Genomic DNA, 23200 nt, shown 5'->3' with positions numbered 1-23200 from the left:
ATCCGGCTCGCCCCAGAAAATGCCCGGTGGAGGGAGGGCTGATTCTGAGAGTCGACGCAACGAGGATGTTTTTGTCCGGCCTATCTCCAAGTATTTTACGGTTCAATGGTGGTGGCAGCAGCGTATCAACTGAGTGATACATGTGTGTATTGTTTAAGTGATACAAGTCGAGGGGTGGTAGAGATGGTTTGGTTGTTCTTCATGGTGCTGGGCCCTGTGGCAGTGGGCATTGTTCTAGCGACGGTGTGGTGGCTGGTTTGGGGGTGCAAGAGGGGACAGCCTGTCGGCGTCCTGAGCGCGTTTTCTCTGGCGGCGGGGCTGACTCTTTTGCTTGGTGGGGTCGCGGTGCGGCTAATGGATGGGCTACTGCCGCTAGTGCTCGATGTTCCGAGTGGAGTATGGGAGTGGTACTCCGACTACCGGTTCGCGATCCCGCTGTGGCTCGGCATCCTCGGCTTGGTGCTCGTCGCTTTCCCGGTTCGGGCACGACGCGGGCGGGGCGCTGCGGACCTCACGCCCCGGACGGCGCTAAGTTTCGCCCGCGGGTGGTGGTTCGTCACTCCTACTGTGGTCCTCGCGCTCATCCTCGTTGTCACCTTCACGGCCGGTGCCGTCTCGGAGCCGGATGAGGTAACAGGGCGATACACGATGTACTCCGTGGACCTCGGTGGGGAACGGAGTATGGGTACCAGTATTTATGGATGGTTCCATTCCGTACCCTGCCTGATCCTCATCGGACTCATGATCGTGATCGTCATACTCGACCTGGTCTTCATCTCCCGACCAGCACTTGACCATGACCACGAGCGAGATGTGCATATCCGGTCCGTCCGCGCACGTAACGTCCTCTTGGTCGGAACAGGTGCGCTGCTCGTGCACCTCGGACTTATCTTCGGCTCGCTCGCCGGGACCGCCTCGATACGGTCGTGGTTCCCGACCTCGGAGGGAGGCGTGACGTTCTGGACGACGTTCGCCGCGCTACAGCCGGCGCTCACCGCCGCGTCCAGTGTCGCCGCTGCACTCGGGCTCACACTCTGGGCCGCGGTCGCCCTGTCCGCGATCCCGTCTACGCGGCGTGCTTCAGCCACCGTCAGATCATGATCATCACCTTGTCAGGCTTTGCGCCGCCCACGGAGCAGATCCGCGATCAAATCCGCGGGCTGATCGCTTCGGGTCGGCTCGCAGCCGCCGAGCGCCTTCCCTCGGTTCGTCAGCTTGCGAAGGACCTCGACGTGGCCCCTGGCACCGTCGCAAAGGCATACAAGGCGCTCGAAACCGAGGGCTACCTCACTGCCCGCACCGGCGGGGGAACCCGTGTCAGCCAAAGCGCGGCGACGACACCGCGAACGGTTCTAGACGCCGCCCGCCGACTCGTCAATATCAGCACCCACGCCGGCACTGGTCTGGATGACACCATCCGTATCCTCCGTGCAATCTGGCCCGAACCGCACGCCGAATCGCCAACACCGGAAGTATCGTCGCCGCAATCGTGATGAGTTCTCGGCGGGCCTCATTGCGAGAGCGGGGATAGCGGACGAAACCCAAAGGCCGTAACGGCTGGCCAGACTAATTCACGGCCGCGCAGGCTGCACTACCTATTTACGGTTGATCTGTCTCGTAACCAAAGCGTCGTGTGCCCCAGAGGGCATGAGACCCGCGCGTTCCGAGACGCTTCAGGAGTAAATCTGAAGCCAGTGATCTCCGGTGAAAACCACGCTTCTGGTATCGTCTCTTAGGTGGATGCATGCTGTGTTCATGCGTCACGGGACGACCTCGGATGCCGCGGTTTGTAGGGGGACGGCCTCCGATTAAGGCAGGCTCATGCCCATCAAGCGGCACGCGGATTCTCACACGCCGCCCGAGGTCCGATCGAACGATGGTTGGCGGGCACTGCTGAGCCGATCAACGACGATGACCCTCGCGATTGCATGGCTGGTCTCGATCGGCGTGCTGACAGTCGGCCATGATCTTGTCGCCCACCCGCCGAGTGTGGCAGTCGCGGTGGGCGTGTTCCTGATCGTCCTCGCGGCGATCATGGTCGCCGCGTTCGGAGTCGTCCACCAGGCCGAGGCGCTTGCCCGCAAGCTGGGAGAACCATTCGGGACGTTGGTTCTGACCTTGACCGTCGTCATCATCGAAGTCGTCCTCATTTCCTCGGTCATGCTTGGGCCGTCGGGATCATCGACGATCGCACGCGACTCGGTGTTCGCCGTCATGATGATCATCATCAACGGAGTCATGGGTGTGTCCCTGCTCCTCGGCGGCCTGAAGCACGGCCCGCAGCGCTACAACATGGAAGGCGCGTCGGTCTACGTTGCGATGATCGCCGTGTTGTCGTTGTGCACGCTCGTGCTGCCGAACTTCACAGTGTCCACGTCCAACGGGAGTCTGGTGCCCGCGCAGGCCATCGCCGTCTCCGTCCTGGCAGCGGCACTCTACGGGTTCTTCCTCTACCTGCAGACGGGGAAGAGCCGGGCGTTGTTCACGCAGCCCAGCCACGCCCAGGCGATCTTTGGAAGCGTCACTACCGCCGATATTCCCAAAACCCGCCCCGACTCTCGTGCGGCCGCTGTCGTCGGCGTGGGCAGGGGGGAGCTGGTTCGGCGGGTCATCCTGCTGGTCGGGACCGTTCTGCCGATCGTGCTGCTCTCCCACGACCTTGGGATCCTGGTCGATGCCGGTATCGCGGCCACGGGTGCTCCAGTCGCGTTGGGCGGGGTGATCATCGCGATCATCGTCTTCACGCCCGAGGCGATCACCGCCGTTCGGGCGGCGCTGGCTGATGAGGGCCAACGTACCCTGAACCTCGGACTCGGGGCGTTCGTGTCCACGGTCGGGCTGACCATCCCGACCGTACTGATCATCGGCCTAGCGACAGGCCAGGAAGTCATTCTTGGGGAATCGAGCGCAAACATGGTGCTCATCGCAGTGACACTGGCGACGAGCATCATTACCTATTTTTCGCCGCGCACCACTGCCCTCCACGGAGCTGTCCATCTGGTGCTGTTTGGCATGTTCGCCGTATTGCTCTTTGCCCCATAACTCCGCGACCTGAGTCGAGCGAACTTCCCGGCGTGATCGGGATGGAAGCCGGTCGCCCCCTGTGCATGGGATGTCACTCGGCTATGACTTGGCCGGATACCGGCTGGTAACTCAGCGATGCCCGCGCACGAAACGTGCGGGTGGTGCCACAGTACTGGGGGAGGCTCTCAATGAGTGTGAATTTTTCGGCTTTCAGCCCGCTCGATATCAGCCTTATCGACGCGCCCTCGCTGGGAACGCTCTACGCGGTCAGCGGACTTGCGCTGCTGCTCGTGCTGCTCGGCCCCACCGGCGTGCGTCGCGCCGTGATCACCGTCATTGGCGCCGTCGTCGGTGCGTTCGGCGGTTGGGCCCTGACCTGGTTTATCACCGACGTCTGGGACCCGTGGGGTGTCTCGTTCTCTACCGGAACAGGTCTGTGGACCGCTGCCCTGGGGGCGAGCCTCGCCGTGGTCGTGCTAAATCTCAGCGGCCAGGTGCGGTGGCGCCGTGGCGTCGCCGTTGGCGCCATCGGACTGTGTCTGCTCAGCGCTGCGGGGGGAATCAACGCAGATGTCGGTGAATTTCCCACCGTGCGTGCCGCCCTCGGGCTCGCAAGGTACATGCCCCTTGACGCGGCCCTCGCAACCGCACAGGCGCAGGCTGCCCAGACTCCAGCCGTGCATCCCGACTCAGCGCATGCTGCCAGTAGCGCGGCAACCACCGACTCCGGCGTCGTCGGCACGGTCACCATTCCGGCTACCAGCTCGGGTTTCGTCTCCCGCGACGCACTGGTCTACCTGCCGCCGGCGGCGCGGCGTCCGAACCCGCCGGCCCTGCCGGTGGTCGAGATGCTCTCCGGGCAGCCGGGCAGCCCGAGCGACGTGTTCACGTCCGGCCGGCTGGCGGGCATTCTCGACACGTACGCGCGGGCGCATTCCGGCCTCGCCCCCATCGTTGTCGTTCCCGATCAGCTCGGCGCGCCGGGCCACAATCCGATGTGTGTCGATTCAGCGCTCGGCAATTCGGCCAGCTACCTCACCGTCGACGTTCCGGCTTGGATCAGGTCGCACCTACACGTCACCGTCCAACCCTCCGGGTGGACCATCGCCGGTTTCTCTCAGGGCGGCACGTGTGCCATTCAACTCGGCGCTACGCATCCGGAGCTGTACATTACCATCTTGGACATCGCGGGAGAGCTGGTTCCCAAAAACGGAAGTGAGGCGCACACCGTGCAATCCGGTTTTGGTGGCAGTGCCAGCCTCTACGCCGCGGCTGCGCCCTCCGCTATTCTCGCCGCCCGCCAACCCTACGCCGAGCTCGGTGCCGTCTTTGTGGTCGGTAGTGATGATGCGCGCTTTCTGCCGGGGATACACGCGGCAGCGGATGCCGCCCAGCGCGCCGGCGTCGTCACCCACCTGTTCGAGTCACCCGGTACAGCGCACGACTGGCGAACGGTTGACTATGCCTGGACCGCTGCCCTGCCGATCATCGCCGCACGCACCGCATTGCTCGCGCCGACCGCGATTGCGACGACACAGTGACCACCAACGACATCACGAGCGACGCAACCGCCCTCGAACCGCCCGGGCGCGAACCCGCGAGAGGCTCCGCCCTGCGAGCGCTTTACCGATGGTCCAGCCAACGACCCTTCGCCGTCTCCTATGCCGTCGCACTACTCGCGGTGGGCCTCGCTACGGGAGCAGTCTCCGGACCGGCGCGCGATATCCGTCTGTTATTCGGCACCGGCTACGAGTCGGTCATAGAACGCGGGCATTGGTGGTCTCCGCTCACCTCGGTGTTCCTTGGTGACAATGGCGTCGAACTGTTGTTGGCGCTAGCCGGAGCGGTGGTTCTGCTGGGTTTTGCCGAACGGCTGATGGGAACCCGCCGCACCGCCATCGTCTTTCTGGTGACGTCGATTCTCGGTGGCGCAATCGGCCTCGGCGTCCAGTACCTCGGTGTCGCCGGGGGCGAAATGTGGTCGCGCGGCGTGAGCGAGTTGTGGGCCATTGATCCCTTCACGCCCATGTTCGGCAGCGCCATGGCAGCCAGCTATTTCGTCGGCCCGCTTTGGCGCCGCCGCATCCGCGTGCTCGGGCTGTCGACGGTGCTCGTGCTCGTACTCTATTCCGGCCAGCCCTCCGACCTCTACCGCCTGCTGGCCGCGGTTGTTGGGCTTGGTGTGGGGTGGCTCTGGCGCCCGTCACTACGGGTGGCGTCGTGGCGGCGCAGTTCCGACCACGAAACCCGCACTCTGCTGGCTGCCATCGTCGGTATGGTTGCCGTCGGTCCGGTCGTCACCATCTTTTCCGGCGCCCGTTTTGGCCTGCTCGCACCGCTGGGGCTGCTGCTCACTCAGGACGTACCGAGTGCTGGGGAGGTCATTGACCGCTGCCGGCTGGGCGATATCACTCGGCAGTGCGTGCAGGAACTCAGCCTCGAACGTATCGGCGGGGCCGGCCCCGTGCTGGTCAGCTTGCTGCCGCTGCTCACCCTCGTGGTGGCAGCTTTCGGGCTGGCTCGCGGACGGCGATTCGCCGCGTGGCTGGCAATCACGATCAACGTTGGATTGGCGATACTCGCCGCCTGGTACTACGGGCTGCTGCCGATCTCCGGGCAGGCCTACGTGTGGCAGTGGCAATCCGGCCGGTACTGGGAAGTCACGCTCATCCTCGCGGTGTCGGTGCTCGTGCCGCTCGCCGTGGCCGTCGTCATTCTCGGCAATCTGCGCCACTTCCCGGTGGCCTCTCGAACCGGTGTGCGTCGCCGATTTCTGCTCGTCACGGCTGGAAGTCTCGCCGTACTCGCCGCGTTCTATCTCGGGGTCGGATGGCTGCTCCGCGATCACTTTCGGCCAGCGGTGACTCTGCTGGACCTGCTCGCAGATGTGCCGGAGCGGTTCATTCCGGTCGGTTTCCTGCGCCTGGAGCGAGTGTCTTTTCTTCCGACCGATCCGCTCACCACCGCCCTGTATGACGGTGTCGGCGCTGCATTCTGGATCGTCATCTTCGTGGGGGCGATCTTCTGCCTGCGGAGCGCGTCCGTCGGCCAGACCGGCGATGCATCAAGTCGCCTGCGCGTGCTGCTCTCAGCGCATGGCGGCGGATCGCTCGGCTTCATGACCACTTGGACTGGCAATTCGCTGTGGTTCACCTCAAGCGGACGTACGGCCATCGCCTACCGAGTGGTCAACGGCATCGCCATCACGACCTCCGAGCCGGTCGGACCACGCTCCGAGGCCGTTGCCGCCGTCGCTTTCTTCGCCCGCATGTGTGACGACAACGGCTGGGTTCCGGTTTTCTACAGCGTGCACGAGAGCTGGCAGGTTGTTTTCGCCTCGATGGGCTGGCCGACGGTGCAGGTGGGGGAGGAGACGTTGTTGCGGCCGAGCAGGTGGAGCACGACGGGAAAGAAATGGCAGGACATCCGCTCGTCGATCAATCGCGCCGACCGCGCCGGGGTGCGGGCTGAGTGGACCAGCTACCGGTCGCTCTCGTTCGCGGCAGCTGCCCAAATCGCCGAAATCTCTGAGCAATGGGTTCAAGAAAAGGAACTCCCCGAACTCGGATTCACCCTCGGTGGCCTTGACGAGCTGCGTGACCCGGGGGTGCGCCTCATGATCGCCGTTGACGCTGAAGACCGCGTGCACGCCGTGACGAGTTGGCTGCCGACCTACCGGGACGGTGAAATCGTGGGCTGGACCCTCGACTTCATGCGGCGCCGTCCCGACAGCATCAACGGCGTCATGGAATTCCTGATCGCCCAAACTGCTGAGCGCATGCGGGAACGCCCGGAGATTGAGTTTCTCAGCCTGTCGGTGGCGCCGCTCGCTCCCTCATCCGAACCCCGGCAGGGCGGTCTTGCCACCGGTCTGCTCGAGTACCTTGGTCGCACACTCGAGCCGGTGTACGGGTTTCGATCATTACTCGCGTTCAAGAGCAAGTTCCAACCCGAGTATGCGCCAGTCTTCATGGCATTCCCCGACTCGGTCGCGCTGCCGGAGATCGGACTCGCTCTCGCCAAAGCTTATCTGGCCAGCTTGTCGATGCGGGAAGTGGTCACTCTGGTGCGCGGACTCGGCCAATAGCATCCGCTTGCCGGGGCCTTCGTCCATGTGGTCGCAACCGTGCCAAACGGTGCTAGCCTGAAAATGTGTTGAACGGTACGCTCCTCCTTAGCTGCCGCGACGAGTCCTAATCTGAAGGCCTCCCTCGTCGCGGCGTTTGTCGTTGGCTGTACGACACCACGAGGAACAGGATCATGAAGAACAATCAGACCGCATCCACCCTGCCGATCCACCGCTACCGCCCGTACCACGAGCAGTTCGCCATTGAACTGACCGACCGTACCTGGCCGAGCAAGCACATCACGAGCGCCCCGCGCTGGTGCGCGGTCGACCTGCGGGACGGCAACCAATCGCTCATCGATCCGATGAGCCCCGAGCGCAAGCGCATTATGTTCGACCTGCTCGTGCGTATGGGCTACAAGGAGATCGAGGTGGGCTTTCCGTCGGCGAGCCAGACCGACTTCGACTTCGTCCGCAGCCTCATCGACGAGAACGCCATTCCCGACGACGTCACCATCCAGGTGCTCACCCAGGCGCGAGAGCACTTGATCAAGCGCACATATGAGTCCATCACGGGCGCCAAACAAGCCATCGTGCACTTCTACAATTCCACCAGCATCCTGCAGCGCGAGGTCGTTTTTCGCGAAGACAAGCAGGGCATCATCGACCTGGCCCTGTTCGGGGCGCGTCTGTGCAAGCAGATGGAAGCGACCATTCCCGGCACGACCATCTACTACGAGTACTCCCCGGAAAGCTTCACCGGCACCGAGCTGGACTTCGCCGTGGACATCACCAATCAGGTCGTCGAGGTTCTCGCGCCCACCGCGGAACGCAAAGTCATCGTCAATCTGCCCGCGACCGTCGAGATGGCCACCCCGAACGTCTACGCCGACTCCATTGAGTGGATGAGTCGTCACCTGACCCAGCGTGAGAACATCCTCATCTCGCTGCACCCGCACAATGACCGCGGCACCGCCATCGCCGCCGCCGAACTGGGCTACCTGGCCGGCGCCGACCGCATCGAAGGCTGCCTGTTCGGTAACGGAGAGCGAACCGGAAACGTCGACCTCGTCGCCCTTGGTGTCAACCTGTTCACCCAGGGCATCGACCCGCAGATCGACTTCAGCAACATCGACGAGATCAAGCGCACCGCCGAGTACTGCAACCAGTTGCCTGTTCCGGAGCGCCACCCCTGGGCCGGTGATCTGGTCTTCACCGCTTTCAGCGGATCGCACCAGGACGCTATCAAAAAAGGCTTCGAAGCCATGGACGTCGACGCGGCCAAACACGGCTGCACTGTCAACGACCTGGTCTGGGCTGTTCCCTACCTGCCGATCGACCCGAAGGACCTCGGCCGCAGCTACGAAGCAGTGATCCGGGTCAACTCGCAGTCCGGCAAGGGCGGCGTCGCTTATCTGCTTAAGACCGACCACGCCCTCGACCTGCCCCGCAAATTACAGATCGAATTCTCTGGCGTCGTTCAGGCCAAAACCGACGCCGAGGGCGGCGAGGTGACGAGCGAGCAGATCTGGGACATCTTCAACGACGAGTACCTGCCGGCCACGATCAAGAACCCTGAAGCCAAGTGGGGCAGGTTCGAACTGCACTCCACTCGCACGTCGAGCGACCTGTCGGGCACGGTCGACCTGGCGGTCGAACTGCGCGACGGCGACACCGTGGCGCCGGTCACCGGTTCCGGTAACGGCCCGATCAACGCTTTTCTTGGGGTGATGGCCGAGCGTGGTATCGCCATCACACTGTACGACTACGTGGAGCACGCTCTCTCGGCCGGCGGTGACGCACAAGCGGCCGCCTACGTCGAACTCGACGTGAACGGTAAGCGCTACTGGGGCGTCGGCATCGACGCCGACATCTCTACCGCGTCGCTCAAGTCGGTCGTCTCCGCCGTCAACCGCGGCATCCGCGCTGAGGTCGATGACCTGGAACTGGCCGCCGTCTGACGCCACAGCATCTGTTTTTTCGCACACACGAAAGCCCAGTCCCGTTAAAACGGAGCTGGGCTTTCGTTGCACCATCCGGGTGCGGTCCGTGGACCGGTGATCAAGCCAGCGCGGGCAGATGCACCATTCGGTCCGCGTGCTTTATTTTCAGCAGCACGGTACAATCGTTGATCGCGTGTTCGAGCAGGGTATACAACCGGGCGTCCGGGTCGCCAATGCACGCCTCTCCGATGCCCTGCACGGCAACGCGAATGATTGTGTCGGCGGTACGCGCCGTGAACTTGGTGCGCGACCACGAATGCACGCTACCGATGAAGCCGCGCGCCCAGCGCTCGGAATCGGTCGCTTCATCGAGGGCAGCCCGAATGAGGGGGCGCACCTGCTCGGCCAGCGCCGGATCAAGAACGGATACGGTGCGCTCGCAGGTGAGCACACCCACCGCGAGCGCGCGCTGGCGTTCCAGGCTGGCCACCGGAAGCGCTTCGCAGCCCGCCCGGATCGCGATCATGACTTCGACCCGCTTGTCGGAACCGGTCAGGCCGATAACCGACGGAATCAGCAGTGCCAGCCGCGACCTGGCATCGTCTGAACTGCAGTCGTTGACCATGCGCGCCAGCGAGGCGAGCTCCGGGTGGGTGCAGGCTGGATGATCGCTCCAGGACTCGCCAGCGAGGTAAGAAGCGAATTCCATGAAGCACGCTCCACTTTTCGGAGTGCGATGCTTGCCACGCGAAAGCACGGGCATAATGTCGGGCAGACTGCCCTGGACTGGTTTCATGAAAACCTCCATACCACGGGAACTAGGTGTATCAAGTCTCCCCCCGTCCGGCCTGAAACACCAGACCCGAACCGACTCCGCTAGCAAAATATGAGCATTCATTATGTCATGCCTGCCCACTCCCCGGATGGGGGCTGCCGGTTCGGTCGCTGACGCGTCAAGATCATGCGTAAACCCAGCCTTACCCTCGTGCGGCGCTCACCCGAAACGTTGCATTCGTTGCCCCAGGACCCGAAGACCTGACAGGATTCCATGTTCCGCGCCACCCCCAGTCGTCTGGCCAGCGCACGACGACGACCGCTGCTTTTGTGCCGGCCGTCGATAGGGGGCGGTCCCGGGCGCAGATGGCCGCTTCGATGCCGCTGGTCCCGGCGTCGCTGGATCCGACGACAATGGATCCGCGTGGACACCTGTGCGATCTGTGCTGGCCTGGATTCTTTTGCCGGGGGGACTATCAACATGCTGGCGAACCCGGGCGACAACCCCGTGTTTCAGGGCTCCAATCGGATTAGCGACATGCAGGTCGGTCGGTGCGTGCCCACGCTCTCTGTCACCGCTGGCGATGAAGGTCGTGCCGACGGGTTTTGGAAATCGCGTGGAAAGGGGGTCGCTGCGAGTTGCGCCCAGATCGCCCAGGTCGAGAATGCGTGGTCCAAAACGAATGCCACCGTGCCGGGACACCCGATCGGGTGGTGCTCGATCGAGGCGGTGAAGGGCGCGACCGTGAGAGTCGGCTTGGCCGAGATCGAAAAGTGGACATCCGGATAGGGCGACTGCGTCGCGGACCGAGTCCGCTGCATGGCTACCGCCCAGCAGCCCCGCCACGTACCGAACCGTCAGCGTTGCCGGTAACGCAATACAGCCCCGTGATACCCGCACACCCCGACAGGATCCCATGCGCCGCGTTCCCCCCGTTTCAGCTGACATTCCCACGCTCGTCACCCCGGGCTCGGTGTCAGGCGATCGTCCGGAGGCTTCAGCGTTGCTCGCCTGTGTGATCCTGGCGCACACCGATCCCGTGCACGTGCGGCGGCTGATCGACGCGCTTGATCCGTTTCCTGTTTTTCTGCACTGCGATTCTCGGGCGAGCCCAGGCGTCTTTGCTGCCATGACTACTGACCTTCCCCAGCGCTGCACGGTACTACCGCGAATGAAGACCGGCTGGGCGCGGTGGGAAAATGTTGCCGCCGAGCTCGCGGGGTTTCGCACGGCACTGGAATCGACATTCGTGACGCACGTCGCTTTGCTCACCGGAGCCGACTACCCATTGGCCTCGGCCGAGGAGATCACTGATACGCTCACGGCCTGTGCCGGTCAATCGATCACCTATATCAACCCGCTGCCCTACGACGGTTGGGGAGCCAGTGGGGGGCTTGATCGGCTGAAATTCCGTCACTGGGCCGTGCGAAAGCACATGATCCGAATCCCAATTCCCCGCCGGCTTCCGCCCGACATCGTCTTATCCGGAGGTTCCCAACTCAAAATTTTGTCTCGTGCCCACGCGCAGGCCGTGGTCGATATCGCGGATCGTCGACCCGACCTGGTTCGATTCTGGCGCCGCAGTTGGGTGGCCGACGAGACCTTCATACCCTCGCTGCTCGGCACGTCTCAGTATTTTCCGAACTGGTCAGACGAACATATTCGTGCCACGCCCTGGTGGATCGGGTGGGATGGGACTCGCCGCAAGAGCCCACCGTGGCTCGGCACCGAACAGACCGACGCCGTGCTGTCCCGGCGGAACTTCGACCAACAAGAGCTCCCGAGCTTATTTGCGCGCAAATTTACGACTGGTATGAGTGATCCAATCCTGGATGCAATAGATGCGAGCCGGTCACACTCGGCCCCGGCCGCAGTGGTGAGCGGGGCGTCGTGACCACGATTGATCCCGGGGCGGCGGGTAGCGCCGTACCGGTGGCACCTCACGCTGAGCCAGAAGCGGCTGCTTCCTCGCACCTCTTCGGCCGGGGCCTGCTGTACGTCGTGGTGTGGTCTCTGCAGCTCGTTGCCGGCACGATCGTGTCGCCCATTCTGGCCCACGTGTTGGGGCCGGCTGAATTCGGCGCCCTCGCTTCCGCGATTGCACTTCACCAGGTGTTGAGTGTTCTGGCACTCATTGGTCTCGACCAGGCACTCGTGCTGCAGCGGGGCGAAGACGGTCATACCGATCGGGCTCGTGGAATCATGACGGTGGGCATCGTGGTCGCGCTCGTCGTCGCAGTGATCGCAGGAAGTACGGCACCACTGTGGCGGGACGCCCTCGGCTTTGGTGATTATCCCGCGCTGGTCTTCGCCGTGATCCTGTGGACTTTCCCTGCGGCGATGGTGCAAATCGTTCTCGCGCTTCTGCTCGCGGAAGACCGTCTGGGCCCGTTCGCAATTGTCAGTGTGCTGGCGGCCGTTGGTGGGTTAGTGGTTGGCGTTGTCCTGCTCCTGACCGTGCGCAATGACGCGGCTACGTACGCGATCGGCGGCGTCGTGAGCCAGACCCTGGCGATGATTATCGGGCTCATCGTGGCTAGACCGGCGCTACGGGGATTGCTGGACTGGCCGGTGGCCTGGCGTGCGATCAAGCTCGGTGTTCCGCTCGCGCTCGGCGGCTTGGCAATTTTTGTGCTCAACGCGGGCGATCGAATTGTAATTCAGCGCATTCTCGGGCCGGAGGAAGTCGGGCGGTACCAAATCGCGTACGTGGTGGGTTCGGTCGTTATTCTCCTGCTCACCTTTACCAGTTCGGCCTGGACGCCGCGTTTCGCGGCCCTGCGCGATGAAAGCCAGCGCTGGCTCCTCGCGGTGCAGTCTCGCAATGAGCTCTATCGACTGCTCATGCCAATGGTTGCTGGTGTGACCCTGGCAGCGCCGGCCTTGCTGCGAATTGTGGCTCCTTCCAGTTTTCGTCCGGAACCCCTCACCCTCATTGTCTTCGTGGTTTCGATTTCCGCGTTCCCCGTTGCGGCGAGTGGCGCAACCGGACGACTCCTCATCACACTGCGGCGGGGAAAGACGATTGGCCTCATCGCCATCGTCGCGGCGGCCGCAAACATCGGCCTCAATATTGTCCTGGTACCGTTTTACGGCATTTTGGGGTCTGCCCTGGCTACCCTTCTCGCGTTCGCTATGCTCGCCGCTCTCCAGCGGTTAGCTCTGCCAGATCGCCCGGCCTTTGCCCGTCCGCCCACTCGGCTGATCTGTGCGGTGGCTGCCACTGTTCTTATCGCAGGCGGGTCAGTTCTGCTTCCGCAAACCTCTGGCTGGAACGCGGGCCGGTTCGTCATCGCCGTGCTGTGCCTGCCCTGGTTCCTCGGAGCATTGCGACGGGTACGGGCCGTCCCGTCCGAACGAGCTGCCATTGTCTCGCCACGTCTCTCTGTCCGCGCCGACTTTTCCAATCCTGAGGAGCCACTCTTGCCCCACACAGTGCAATTCGCCCCAAACCCAGCCCTGCCAGCGGATCTTGTGGACTTGCCCCCCCATGCCCCCGGACCGTGCCGGATCATCGCGGTAGACGTGGACCAGCCATTCCCCGAGCTGGACATGGAAAGCCGGTACGAGCGTGCGCTCATCGTTTGTTGGCGCGCAGGCCACCCTATTGGGACGGCTTACGTTGAGCTTGGCGGCACGAGTGCACCCGTGCTTGACCAAATGCAGCACCTGATCCAAAAGACCCAACCGGTCGGTTCCCGGAGTTCGCGACCGATCGCCGATACGGAACTTCCGAGTATTACTGTCGTGGTGACGACAACCGTGCGTCGTGTGCGAGAGCTGCGACTGCTCCTGGATTCGTTCAAGCGTGTCGACTACCCGTCGGTGGAATTTATTGTCGTTGACAACCGTCCGGTGATCGGCGAAGGTGACCCGCTTCCTGAACTGGTCAGGGGCCGCACTAACCTACGAGTGATTCGCGAAACCCGCCCTGGCGTTTCCGCCGGCCGCAATGCGGGAATGGCAGCCGCTACCGGCGATATCGTCGCCTATGCCGACGACGATGTGCGTGTGGACTCCCAGTGGTTGCGCGCTTTGGGTCGCCGTTTTGTACTCCAGCCGGACGTTGACGCGGTGACAGGGTTAATCCTGCCAGCCGAGCTGGAAACGCCCGCGCAGATTTGGTTCGAGCGCTATTACGGCGGATTCAGCGGGGAACGAACTTTTACGGCCCTCACCCTTGCAGCCGAACCCGGGCCGGTGCGAGCCTTGCGCGGATCACGCATCACTGTGCGCACCATGGATGGCGCGCTGGAGCGCCGCGTTTCGCTCTACGGGGTCGGAGCCTTCGGGGCCGGAGCGAACATGGCGTTTCGTCGCCGGGTGTTGGAACGGTTGGGGGGCTTTGACACCGCGCTGGGCACTGGCACTCCGGCACGCGGAGGAGAAGACCTGGCGACACTGATCGATGTGCTCTGGGCCGGAGGAAAACTGGCCTATGAACCAGCAGCTGTGGTTCACCACAGGCATCGGCGGGATTATCCGGGACTCGTCAGCCAGTTCCGGGGGAGCGGTGTCGGCTTTACAGCCATGTTGGTGTCGTTGATTCAGCATGATCGTCGTCACCTGCTCTCGATAGCCTGGCAGCTCCCACAGGCTGCGGCGCGCATTCTCCAGCAGGGATCGACTCGTATACGCGGCGGTCGGGTCGCCCGCTCAAGATCGCGCGGGCCTGCCCACGTCGAAGTGTGCACTGGCGGGTATCCGAGATCGCTCGTCCTCACCGAACTAGGCAATTACTGGCGCGGTCCAGCGGCCTACCGGCGCAGCCAACGAGCAGATCAGGCGTGGTCGAAAACATCTACTGAGGCCATCCACGTCGAGCGCCGGGCGTGACATGGGCGGGAATTTGAATATTCTGACGTCGGCAACAGCGCTGGCGGCAGCCGGGGGCCTCGAACTGTGCACGTACCAGGACTCGACGGCATTACTACAACGTGGGCACCGCGTGCAGGTGCTGTATGAACGCGATGGAAAACAACGTGCCGTGCTCGAGGACGCGGGCGCACGCGTCGACGGCCCGTTCCGGTTCGGCTTCGATCCCAGACATGCCCTGCGTGACCTGGGTCGATTCTGGCCTGCTGCCAAACTGGTTCGTAAATCGCGCGCCAACGTGCTGTGGCTCAACCGTCCTGAACATATTATTTGGGCTCAGATCGTGGCCAGATTCGCGGGAATTCCGATTGTCTGTCACCTGCACCACGCTCCGAATTTCCGTTGGACCCGTCTCGTGAACGTTGGGGTTACCCATTTCATCGCCGTCTCCCGATTTGAACGAAAGCAGTGGATCGACCGGGGCATTCAGCAGGAACGAATTACCGTGTTACACAATGCGATTCTGACGACGGACTATCCCGTGGGCGATCGCGAAGAACAGAAGAACGCCCGTCAAACGCTGGGCATTGACCGAGATCTGCGCGTGGTGCTGTTCTGTGGGCGGATCACCGCGGGTAAGGGGATTCTGACGTTGATCGAAGCCTGGCGACGCCTCCACTATGCGCCAGGACGGGCGCTCCTCGTGCTGGCCGGTCCGTTGGATGCAACGGAGGCTCCAGCTGTGGAGCGTGCTCTCGCCGAGATGACTCCTGGCAGCTATCGACCGTTCCCCGCGCAATCACAGGTTCTGCCGTTCCTGCATGCCGCCGATATCATCGTGGTCCCTTCGCTGGACGCCGAGCCCTTTGGCCGCGTCGTTATCGAAGGGATGGCAACCGGGCGATCGGTCATCGCTTCCCGCAGCGGCGGCATCCCTGAGATCCTGTTCGGAACAATGGACCGGTTCCTGGTCGCGCCAGGCGCCGGTACGGAGTTCGTGGCGCAAATTGATGCACTCCTCGATTGGCGCCGCACCGAGCCGCGGCTCGGTGCGGCCTGCCACGCGTGGGTCGAAGAGAACTTTCCCTATGCCGAACACGTGAACCGCCTCGAGCAACTGCTTCAGCGATACGGGCGGGTAAGGAAACCCGGCCGTCTCGCTGGCAGTCGTCGCACGTCGAAACTGGTGGGTTGATCTATGGAACGTAGTTGTAGATCGTGGCCCAGTCGATCAGTAGGTGGCCAGTCGTCGATGCCGCCGGCGTCACGCCGGTCGTGCCGACCTGCATCACCCAGTGCAATGGCTTGGTGGGAATGTTCGTCGTGGTCGAACCGATGACGGTGCCATCGATGATGAAGCTGAGCCGCTGCGGTGTCCAATCGATGGTGTACGTGTGCCAGTCGGAGTATTTTGCGGAAGTGTTGACGACTAAGCAGTTACGCGACGGGCTGGCGAGACAGTGGTTATAACCCTTCACGACGTCCGTGAGTCCGCTCTCCGGAAAGTCGATCTCACCATCGTTCCAGTTGTTGCTGTCAGGCCAGAGCAGAAAGCCTGTGCCATAACCAGCGGCCGGGTCGGCCTTCATCCGCACGCTGAAGCGCCCATAAACTTGGCCACCCCACTGACCGTTCACGAGGGGAACCGGGGCAGCGCCGAGGGGACGACCGTTTTCCGTGTGCAGGAGCAGATCCAAGTTACCGTCCTGGGCCGAAATGATTCGCTGGTCGTAGTCGCCCATTTTCGAGGTGTCGGTGAATCCGGTATAACTGAGCCATTTCGATCCATACGATCCAGGGAACGAACCCCGTGCCAGCGGTGCCGTGAAATCCTCGGTGAAGGTCTGCTTCCAGCCGGTGAGATCCCCGACCGGCATGGCGACGCCGCTCGGGTTTGTGACCGTGGGCACCGGAGCCGGAGCCGGATTCGTGTTCGCCGCTGCCACGGTGAAGTATCTGACCGGGCCAATGTCGGTCCAGCTGCCGCCCACGTTCACGCAGGGCCAATAGCTGAAGGTACCCGCAGCAAATGTGGCAGTTTTGGCCAAGGAAGTGCCCGTGCGGGTAAGGGGCACATTGGACTTCAGCGGAAAGTCGACGTTTGCCTTCGACGCGCTGCGGGCACAGATTCCAACTTGTGTGGCGGTGACGGACTGGCTACTCGCTATTCGTGCGGTTGCACGCACGGAAGTTCCGGTTACGGAGGCCGTCACGCTCGTGGCCGAGTAGCTCGTGGCCGCGAAGGCCGGAGCCGTCGCGGTCAGGCTCAATGCGAGCAGAATGCCCACGGTCAATGCGGCGGTCAGCGTGCGGGCATGCCGAATAGCGCCGTGATATCTGGATATGGTGGTGCCCCTCGATTGGTCATGACTACTAGAGACCAAGCCCATGGCCAACAATCGACCCGCCGTCGGAACCTCGGATGGTTCCCTGTCTCCAACGCGCTTTGCTCGAATTTTCTCCACAAAAGAGACGCGTTTTCTTTGGTGAGAAAGAATCTAACACGGCCTCGAGCATCGTGGGTAAAAAATTTTTACGGAATCTCGGTACTCCGTTTCCGTCCCCTCTCCCGTTCTCACCGTTTCCCTGCCGACCGTCGAACTTCACCTGCTGGTCGATACGCCGGACGCTATCAAGGAGTCTGCTCATGAAATCACCCCAACTCACCGCGCCACCGGTTGCCGGTGTCGCTGGCGAAATTTCCTCGCCTCGCACATTGCGTGACGCAAGTTCGCTGCGTGCGCCGACCGGCCTCGGCCTACGGGCCGGTGGTCAGGAACTCCTGACCGCCCGTGCGCGGCTCTGGATCGCCGCCACGGTACTGATGACCCTACTGATGGCTGCGGTCGGGACTGTTTTTGACCTGGGTCCACTGCGTACCGTGACGGTGAGCCTGTTCCTGCTGGTTGAACTAGGCATTGCCCCGATGCTCCTCATCGGTCGGATATCCGTTCTCTGGTTCGCATTGTTGTCGGTCGTGACGAGTCTGGCCACGACTATTAGTATCGGTTTCGTGATGTCGGTGACCCACCTGTGGTCCCCAGGTGAAGCCCTCGGGATCGTGATTACCGCGACAATTCTGTTGCTCGCGCTGTCGTTCCGTCGGGATCTTGTCCTGGCGCGTGGTGCGGGGCGGGAAACTGATCGAGCCGCACGTACTCCCCGTGGACAGGTGACCCCGGTCTCGTTCCTGACCCCGGCTCGGTTGATCGCAGCCGGGACCATCGTGGGGTTGATCCTGGTCATCGTCGCAGCGGCCGGCGCTGCCGGGAACCCATCACCCGGAGGCCTGTTCCGGTTACTCGGCCCGACCTGGTACCTGGGACTGGGTGTCCTCGTTCTCTGCGTGCTCGGCGCCTATCGACTGCGGACGAGTCCGGCCGTTCCCATCGTCGCGTTGTCCACGGTCGTTGTGCTGTCCCAGGCTATTACGTATGGCACACCTGCCGTGATGTCGGCAGCCAGACACATTGGCATCGTCTCCTACATTCGTGCCAATCAGGGCACACAGCCGGAGTTGGATATCTATCAGGCGTGGTCGGGACTTTTCGCCGGTATCGCTTGGCTGTGTGACGCCGCGGGCATCGCAGATCCGATCGGCGTGGCGACCTGGTGGCCCGTCTTGCTCAGCCCGGCGCTCACGCTCGGTGTTGCAGCACTCGCGAGTCGCTGGCTGTCTGGTTCCTTTCGCATCTGGTTTGCAGCCGCAGTGTTCACGCTCACCAGCACCCTCAACATCATCTATTTCTCACCACAATCGGTCGGCCTGCTGTTTTCGCTCACGATATTCGCGCTCGCAGTCGTACCGCGCCGGATTGGAAAACCCGGGTCATTCGGGCAGATGCGACCACTCGGATATGGGCGCCTGGGCCTCATCTTCCTGCTCTCCTGCGCTATGGCGGTGTCGCACCAGATTTCGCCGTATCTCACGGTGGCGGGGCTCGTGGTGCTGAGCCTCTTTGGCTACGTCCGACCCTGGTGGACTTCACTGCTGGTGCTTGCGCCGGCGCTGGGCTGGGCCGCCCTCAACTGGGGAGTGCTGGGCCGATTCATCTTCCTGGGCGCCATCGGTCGGTTTTGGGAGAACCTTCAACCGCCGGAGCATACTTTCACGCAACTTCCGATACCCCTCGTCACGAAACTCACTTTCTACGGCCCCGCCCTGTTCCTCGTTATTGTCGGAGTGCTCGCAATAATCTGCGTCGTGCAGGTGCGTACTCGGTACGTCTTCGCGCTACTGGCCGCAGCGGCCAGTTCGGTCAGCCTGTTTGCCGTCACAAATTACGGTCAGGAGGGTGTCTTTCGGGTCTCGTTGTTCGCCGCACCCTGGCTTGCCATACTCGTGGCTGGCCTGGTATGGCGTGGTCGAGGGGTGACGAATCGTCACCGTGGCAACCGCTGGTGGTCATTCTGGCACGCTCGAACGTGGACCACGGCAGGCCTGTCGGTGACGCTCGCTGCGCTGCTGGGCATGAACGTTTACGGACAGACAGCCCTGGATTGGAATCGAGTGATGGCCCGCGATACCGTCGAAGCGCTCAACGTTTACGAAGCGACGGCCCCTGACGGCGCAATGATGATGCTGACCGGAACGGGCAATGCCACCCCACAGGGCGGCACCTCACGCTATTTGAGCCTCGGCTATCTGTCCCGCGAAGCACTCGGCGGATACCCGTCGGGATCCGCCGATTATGACGCGGATGCCGACGTCGTGCTGCTCACGAAAAGCCTCGTGACGAACTGGCCGGCAACGCAGCATTACGCCCTGATATCGGAGTCGATCGGCGCATACGACGAACGCTATGGGTTTCAGAGTTACGCGCATTATCAGGATTTGTCTGCGGCAATGGCAGTATCAAGGCTCTGGGTACCAATCTTTACCGGAGAGACAACAACGCTCTACCAACTGCGCGCATCGGAGGCACCGATCAGCTAGCCCCGTCGGCGAAATCGATGTGTTGTGGCCGCTGTGAACCGGGTGCATTCGCCTGATTCGCAGCGGCTGCAGTCCGTGCCGCGCCGGTAGTGTTCGTGGGCGTTTCGGTCGTGACCGCAGGTGCACAGCGCGTCCATGGGGTTGCCTCTGGCGCTGTTTTTGCTCTCGGCTGCTTCAGCCATGTGAGGCTCTCTTTCCTGGTTCTTCAACGAGCCACCTTACGAACCAAAACCTGCGCAGGCGTGATCATTGCACAGTTGGGGATATAAATGAACCCCCAGTTGGGTGGCTTGTCACGTATTACTACAGCGCTATCCTGAGACTGCTCGGTGAGTAATGCTCACTGAGTAGTTCGGGGCGCATCGTTACCGATGCCGCTGGGCTTTTTCCTGAATACCGCAACCCGAAAGCTGACAGGACATACTTGTGAAGGATAACTCCGCAGTACCCACGCACCATAACCCGCGTATTTCCATCGTCATTCCCGCTCGAAACGAAGCGCGAAATCTTGAAGTGATCTTGCCCATGCTTCCTCTAGTACACCAGGTGATTCTGGTCGACGGCGCATCCGTCGACGGCACAGCCGATGTCGCTCGTCGGGTGCTTCCCAAAATTGAGGTCATTCATCAGACGCGGCGGGGGAAGGGCAACGCGCTCGCCTGCGGTTTTGCTGCAGCGACCGGCGACATTATCGTCATGTTCGATGCGGATGGTTCGGCGGACAGCGCCGAGATTCCGGCATTCATTGCGGCGCTGACCGCTGGCGCCGATGTGGCCAAAGGGAGTCGGTTTCGTCCAGGAGGAGGAAGCCACGACATTACCCGATTCCGTGGCCTGGGCAATCACTGTCTCAATCTCCTGACGAATATTCTGCTGCGCACCCGCTACACCGACCTGTGTTACGGCTACAACGCTTTCTGGCGGGACATTCTTCCCCACCTCGACCTTCCCGACGTCACCCTCAAGCAGCGCTCAGACGGGCGCATGATTTGGGGTGATGGGTTCGAAATCGAAACCATTCTCACCTGCCGAATGGCCGCTGCCGGCCTGATTGTGACCGAGGTTGCCAGCTTCGAAAAACTGCGCATTCACGGTGTGAGCAACCTCAACGCTGTCAGTGATGGATTGCGCGTGCTCAAGACGATTCTGGACGAACACCGACGAGCGCGCCGCGCCGGCCCGGCCAGGTCGATTGAACGTACCCGCGTCCGCACGAGCCGATCGGTGCCTGCCGTTCACTTAGCCCTGGTGTCGAACCCCGCTGAGGAAGCTGCGTGATCTCCACGCCACGTGACGTAAGCATCATCATTTGTGCGTACACCCAACTACGTTGGGATGACATTGTCGCCTCGGTCACGTCAGCGACCGATCAACCAGAAGCGGCCGAAGTCATTCTGGTGATCGACCACGAAGAGACACTCCTCAAACGTGCCCAGCTGCGCTGGCCAGAACTCAGTGTGATCCCCAATACCGAGCGTCAGGGATTGTCGGGAGCGCGTAATACCGGGGTTGCCGCGGCGCAGGGCCGGATCGTTGCGTTCCTCGACGACGATGCCGCTGCCGCCGACGACTGGTTGAGTTGGTTGGTGCAGCCGTTCACTGATCCCGACGTCGCCGCAGTCGGTGGCCGAGCCGATCCCGTCTGGCCACACGCAGACGCGCCGCGAATCCTCCCACCGGAACTGTTCTGGATCGTCGGCTGCAGTTATCTGGGCCTGCCCACCACGCGATCGGATGTCCGCAACGTTATCGGCTGTTCAATGGCCTTTCGGCGCGAAATCCTGATCAACCTCGGCGGTTTCAACGTCGACACCGGCCGGGTCGGCCGGGTTCCGCTTGGCTGTGAGGAAACTGAACTGTGTATCAAGGTGCATCAAGCGGATGCGACGGCTCGGGTCGTTTATGAACCGCGCGCCGTGGTGCGTCACCGGGTGACTACGGACCGCACCGGCTGGTCGTACCTGATTCGGCGGAGCTTCTTCGAAGGCATCTCCAAAGCCGTCCTGAGCAGGCACCTCGGTTCGGGTGATGCCCTCGCCTCGGAGACGTCGTACACGCTGCGGGTTCTCCCACGTGGAATCGTTCGGGAACTCGGCAGTATCGGCCGGGGTGGCGCTGCCCGCGCAGCGGCCATCGTCCTCTCGTTTGGAGCGGCCGGTGCCGGGTATCTCCGTGGCACCCTGGGCCATCACAGCGGTACGGTGCTCGCGCCGACACCTGCGCATCCAGCCCCGAGCGCCCGGGTCGTTGAGACACCTTCGGCCATCACTCCCAACAGCGCTGAAGCGGCACTTTTGCGGTCGCGCGAGACTGCGCGATGAACCGGCAGGTACTCCATCCGGCCATGGCAAGCGAGCAGCGGCCGGACTGGCCAGGGGCCGTCTGGGTCGGAGAGATCGACGCGGCGACGATCGCGGCGGCCGACGCGGCGGCATCCGTTCTGCTGGCTTGTTCTGCGGGATACTCCCGGGCGCGTTTGCTCGTGCGTGACGGTGCCCGAATTCGTGGATTTATCGACATACCGATAGAACAGGGGAAGGTGGGCTGCGACGTCATTCGCGACCGTATCGCCGATCTCGCGCCGGCACCCGACGTCTGCATTCCCCACACGCTTCCGACCTTCACGGTGGTGGTGTGCACGCGCGATCGCCCCGCGATGCTGCGCGAGGCGCTTCGCTCCATCGTGAAATTGGACTATCCGCATTTCTCCGTCATCGTGGTCGACAACGCCTCGGCCACCAGCGCAACCCAGGATCTGGTCGCCCAAGAATTTCAGTCGGGTCTCGTCACTGTTGTGGTCGAACCGGTGCCGGGCCTGTCGCGAGCGCGCAATGCCGGACTCCGACACGCTACCGGAGAATTTGTGGCCTATACCGACGACGATGTAGTGGTGGATCGAAACTGGCTGCGCGGACTCGCGGCCGGCTTCGCACGCGGCGATGACGTCGATTGTGTTTGTGGGTTGGTTCCAAGTGGTGAGCTGCGCACCGAGGTGCAGTTGTATTTCGACGGCAAGGTCACCTGGTCGCGCAACCTGCGCCCGCGAAAGTTCAGCCTCGCCAGTCCACCGATCGACCTCCCGACCTTTCCGTTTTCGGTCGGAGAGTTCGGCACCGGGGCGAATTTTGCGCTGCGCCGCATCCGCGGCCTGGCCCTCGGCGGATTCGACACGGCCTTTGGCGTGGGAACCCGCACCGGCGGCGGCGAAGACCTCGACCTATTCACCCGGGTGTTGTTTTCCGGGCGGAGCCTGGTAGTGGAACCGGCGGCGATTGTCTGGCACCGCCACCGCGACGACCTCGCCGCGCTGCGCATCCAGGCACGCGGCTACGGAATCGGCCTCGGCGCATGGTTGACGAAGATAGCGCTGAACTCGCGAACGGCCGTGCTGGCGGTGGCCCGATGCCGATCGGCCCTTTCCGTTCTGCACGCGAAAGCCCCCCGACGGACACCCGACTCCGGTGTGCAGACCCTCGCGGGGGTCGGCTGGTACGAGATCACCTGCATCGCGCAGGGTCCATGGCAGTACTTTTTGCAACGCTGGGCCGGTGAAGGCGTGCTACCGGTCGCGCTGCGATGCTCGGCGCACGACACCGAGCTCGCGATGCGCGGGGAAGGAGTCCCAACAGTGGGATAATTGG

At 62.8% G+C, this 23200-nt stretch carries 16 protein-coding genes; 14 read left to right on the top strand and 2 right to left on the bottom strand.

What is annotated here, in order from left to right; genetic code table 11:
- Positions 1 to 354: 354 nt before the first annotated feature.
- The 6 genes from CXY72_RS14455 to leuA all read left to right on the top strand — a co-directional run bounded on the left by CXY72_RS14455 (position 355) and on the right by leuA (position 9051).
- Positions 355 to 1101 (top strand): hypothetical protein, encoded by a 747-nt coding sequence (locus CXY72_RS14455; RefSeq protein ID WP_158252590.1) that lies wholly within the window; start codon positions 355 to 357, stop codon positions 1099 to 1101.
- On the top strand, positions 1098 to 1493 hold the full coding sequence (locus CXY72_RS14450) for a GntR family transcriptional regulator (protein WP_104128373.1): 396 nt from the start codon (positions 1098 to 1100) through the stop codon (positions 1491 to 1493). The genes CXY72_RS14455 and CXY72_RS14450 overlap by 4 nt, the downstream gene beginning before the upstream one ends.
- A gap of 328 nt (positions 1494 to 1821) precedes the next feature.
- Complete coding sequence (locus CXY72_RS14445; protein WP_104128372.1) at positions 1822 to 3042, top strand: calcium:proton antiporter; 1221 nt, start codon at positions 1822 to 1824, stop codon at positions 3040 to 3042.
- Positions 3043 to 3212: 170 nt separating this feature from the next.
- On the top strand, positions 3213 to 4565 hold the full coding sequence (locus CXY72_RS14440; RefSeq protein WP_104128371.1) for an esterase family protein: 1353 nt from the start codon (positions 3213 to 3215) through the stop codon (positions 4563 to 4565).
- The gene (locus CXY72_RS14435) at positions 4562 to 7111 is read left to right on the top strand and encodes a DUF2156 domain-containing protein (protein ID WP_233197857.1); all 2550 of its coding nucleotides are present in this window, start codon (positions 4562 to 4564) and stop codon (positions 7109 to 7111) included. The genes CXY72_RS14440 and CXY72_RS14435 overlap by 4 nt, the downstream gene beginning before the upstream one ends.
- A 173-nt stretch (positions 7112 to 7284) precedes the next feature.
- Positions 7285 to 9051, top strand: coding sequence for a 2-isopropylmalate synthase (gene leuA, locus CXY72_RS14430; RefSeq protein ID WP_104128370.1), 1767 nt, complete (start codon positions 7285 to 7287; stop codon positions 9049 to 9051).
- A 100-nt stretch (positions 9052 to 9151) separates the two neighbouring features.
- Here the strand turns inward: leuA and CXY72_RS14425 are convergent, their stop codons facing one another.
- A complete protein-coding gene (locus CXY72_RS14425) occupies positions 9152 to 9742 on the bottom strand; it encodes a hypothetical protein (RefSeq protein ID WP_199184054.1) in 591 nt (196 codons plus the stop codon).
- Between the two features lie 489 nt (positions 9743 to 10231).
- On the opposite strand from CXY72_RS14425, the gene CXY72_RS14420 reads away from it, so the two are divergent.
- From CXY72_RS14420 to CXY72_RS14405, 4 genes are all read left to right on the top strand, one after another.
- Positions 10232 to 10597: a hypothetical protein gene (locus CXY72_RS14420; RefSeq protein ID WP_158252589.1), complete on the top strand. Its 366-nt coding sequence runs from the start codon at positions 10232 to 10234 to the stop codon at positions 10595 to 10597.
- A gap of 127 nt (positions 10598 to 10724) precedes the next feature.
- On the top strand, positions 10725 to 11702 hold the full coding sequence (locus CXY72_RS14415) for a beta-1,6-N-acetylglucosaminyltransferase (RefSeq protein WP_104128368.1): 978 nt from the start codon (positions 10725 to 10727) through the stop codon (positions 11700 to 11702).
- Complete coding sequence (locus CXY72_RS14410) at positions 11699 to 14644, top strand: oligosaccharide flippase family protein (RefSeq protein WP_104128367.1); 2946 nt, start codon at positions 11699 to 11701, stop codon at positions 14642 to 14644. The genes CXY72_RS14415 and CXY72_RS14410 overlap by 4 nt, the downstream gene beginning before the upstream one ends.
- Positions 14645 to 14657: 13 nt before the next feature.
- The gene (locus CXY72_RS14405) at positions 14658 to 15818 is read left to right on the top strand and encodes a glycosyltransferase family 4 protein (RefSeq protein WP_158252588.1); all 1161 of its coding nucleotides are present in this window, start codon (positions 14658 to 14660) and stop codon (positions 15816 to 15818) included.
- Position 15819: 1 nt separating this feature from the next.
- Here CXY72_RS14405 and CXY72_RS14400 read toward each other — a convergent pair whose 3' ends face one another.
- Entirely contained in the window at positions 15820 to 16911 is a 1092-nt protein-coding gene (locus CXY72_RS14400; RefSeq protein ID WP_233197872.1) for a glycoside hydrolase family 16 protein, read from the bottom strand.
- Positions 16912 to 17270: 359 nt separating this feature from the next.
- Between CXY72_RS14400 and CXY72_RS14395 the strand changes: the two genes are divergently transcribed.
- From CXY72_RS14395 to CXY72_RS14380, 4 genes are all read left to right on the top strand, one after another.
- Complete coding sequence (locus CXY72_RS14395; RefSeq protein ID WP_104128364.1) at positions 17271 to 19559, top strand: hypothetical protein; 2289 nt, start codon at positions 17271 to 17273, stop codon at positions 19557 to 19559.
- Positions 19560 to 19985: 426 nt separating this feature from the next.
- Entirely contained in the window at positions 19986 to 20837 is an 852-nt protein-coding gene (locus tag CXY72_RS14390) for a glycosyltransferase family 2 protein (RefSeq protein ID WP_199184053.1), read from the top strand.
- Complete coding sequence (locus CXY72_RS14385; protein WP_104128363.1) at positions 20834 to 21880, top strand: glycosyltransferase family 2 protein; 1047 nt, start codon at positions 20834 to 20836, stop codon at positions 21878 to 21880. Before CXY72_RS14390 ends, CXY72_RS14385 begins: the two co-directional genes overlap by 4 nt.
- The gene (locus tag CXY72_RS14380) at positions 21877 to 23196 is read left to right on the top strand and encodes a glycosyltransferase family 2 protein (RefSeq protein ID WP_104128362.1); all 1320 of its coding nucleotides are present in this window, start codon (positions 21877 to 21879) and stop codon (positions 23194 to 23196) included. The genes CXY72_RS14385 and CXY72_RS14380 overlap by 4 nt, the downstream gene beginning before the upstream one ends.
- The last annotated feature ends 4 nt before the right edge of the window (positions 23197 to 23200 follow it).

This window comes from Cryobacterium sp. Y57, from assembly GCF_002929505.1.
Taxonomy (GTDB): Bacteria; Actinomycetota; Actinomycetes; order Actinomycetales; family Microbacteriaceae; genus Cryobacterium.
The sequence above is the reverse complement of the archived record's forward strand: the minus strand, read 5'-3'. Positions and strand labels throughout refer to the sequence as shown.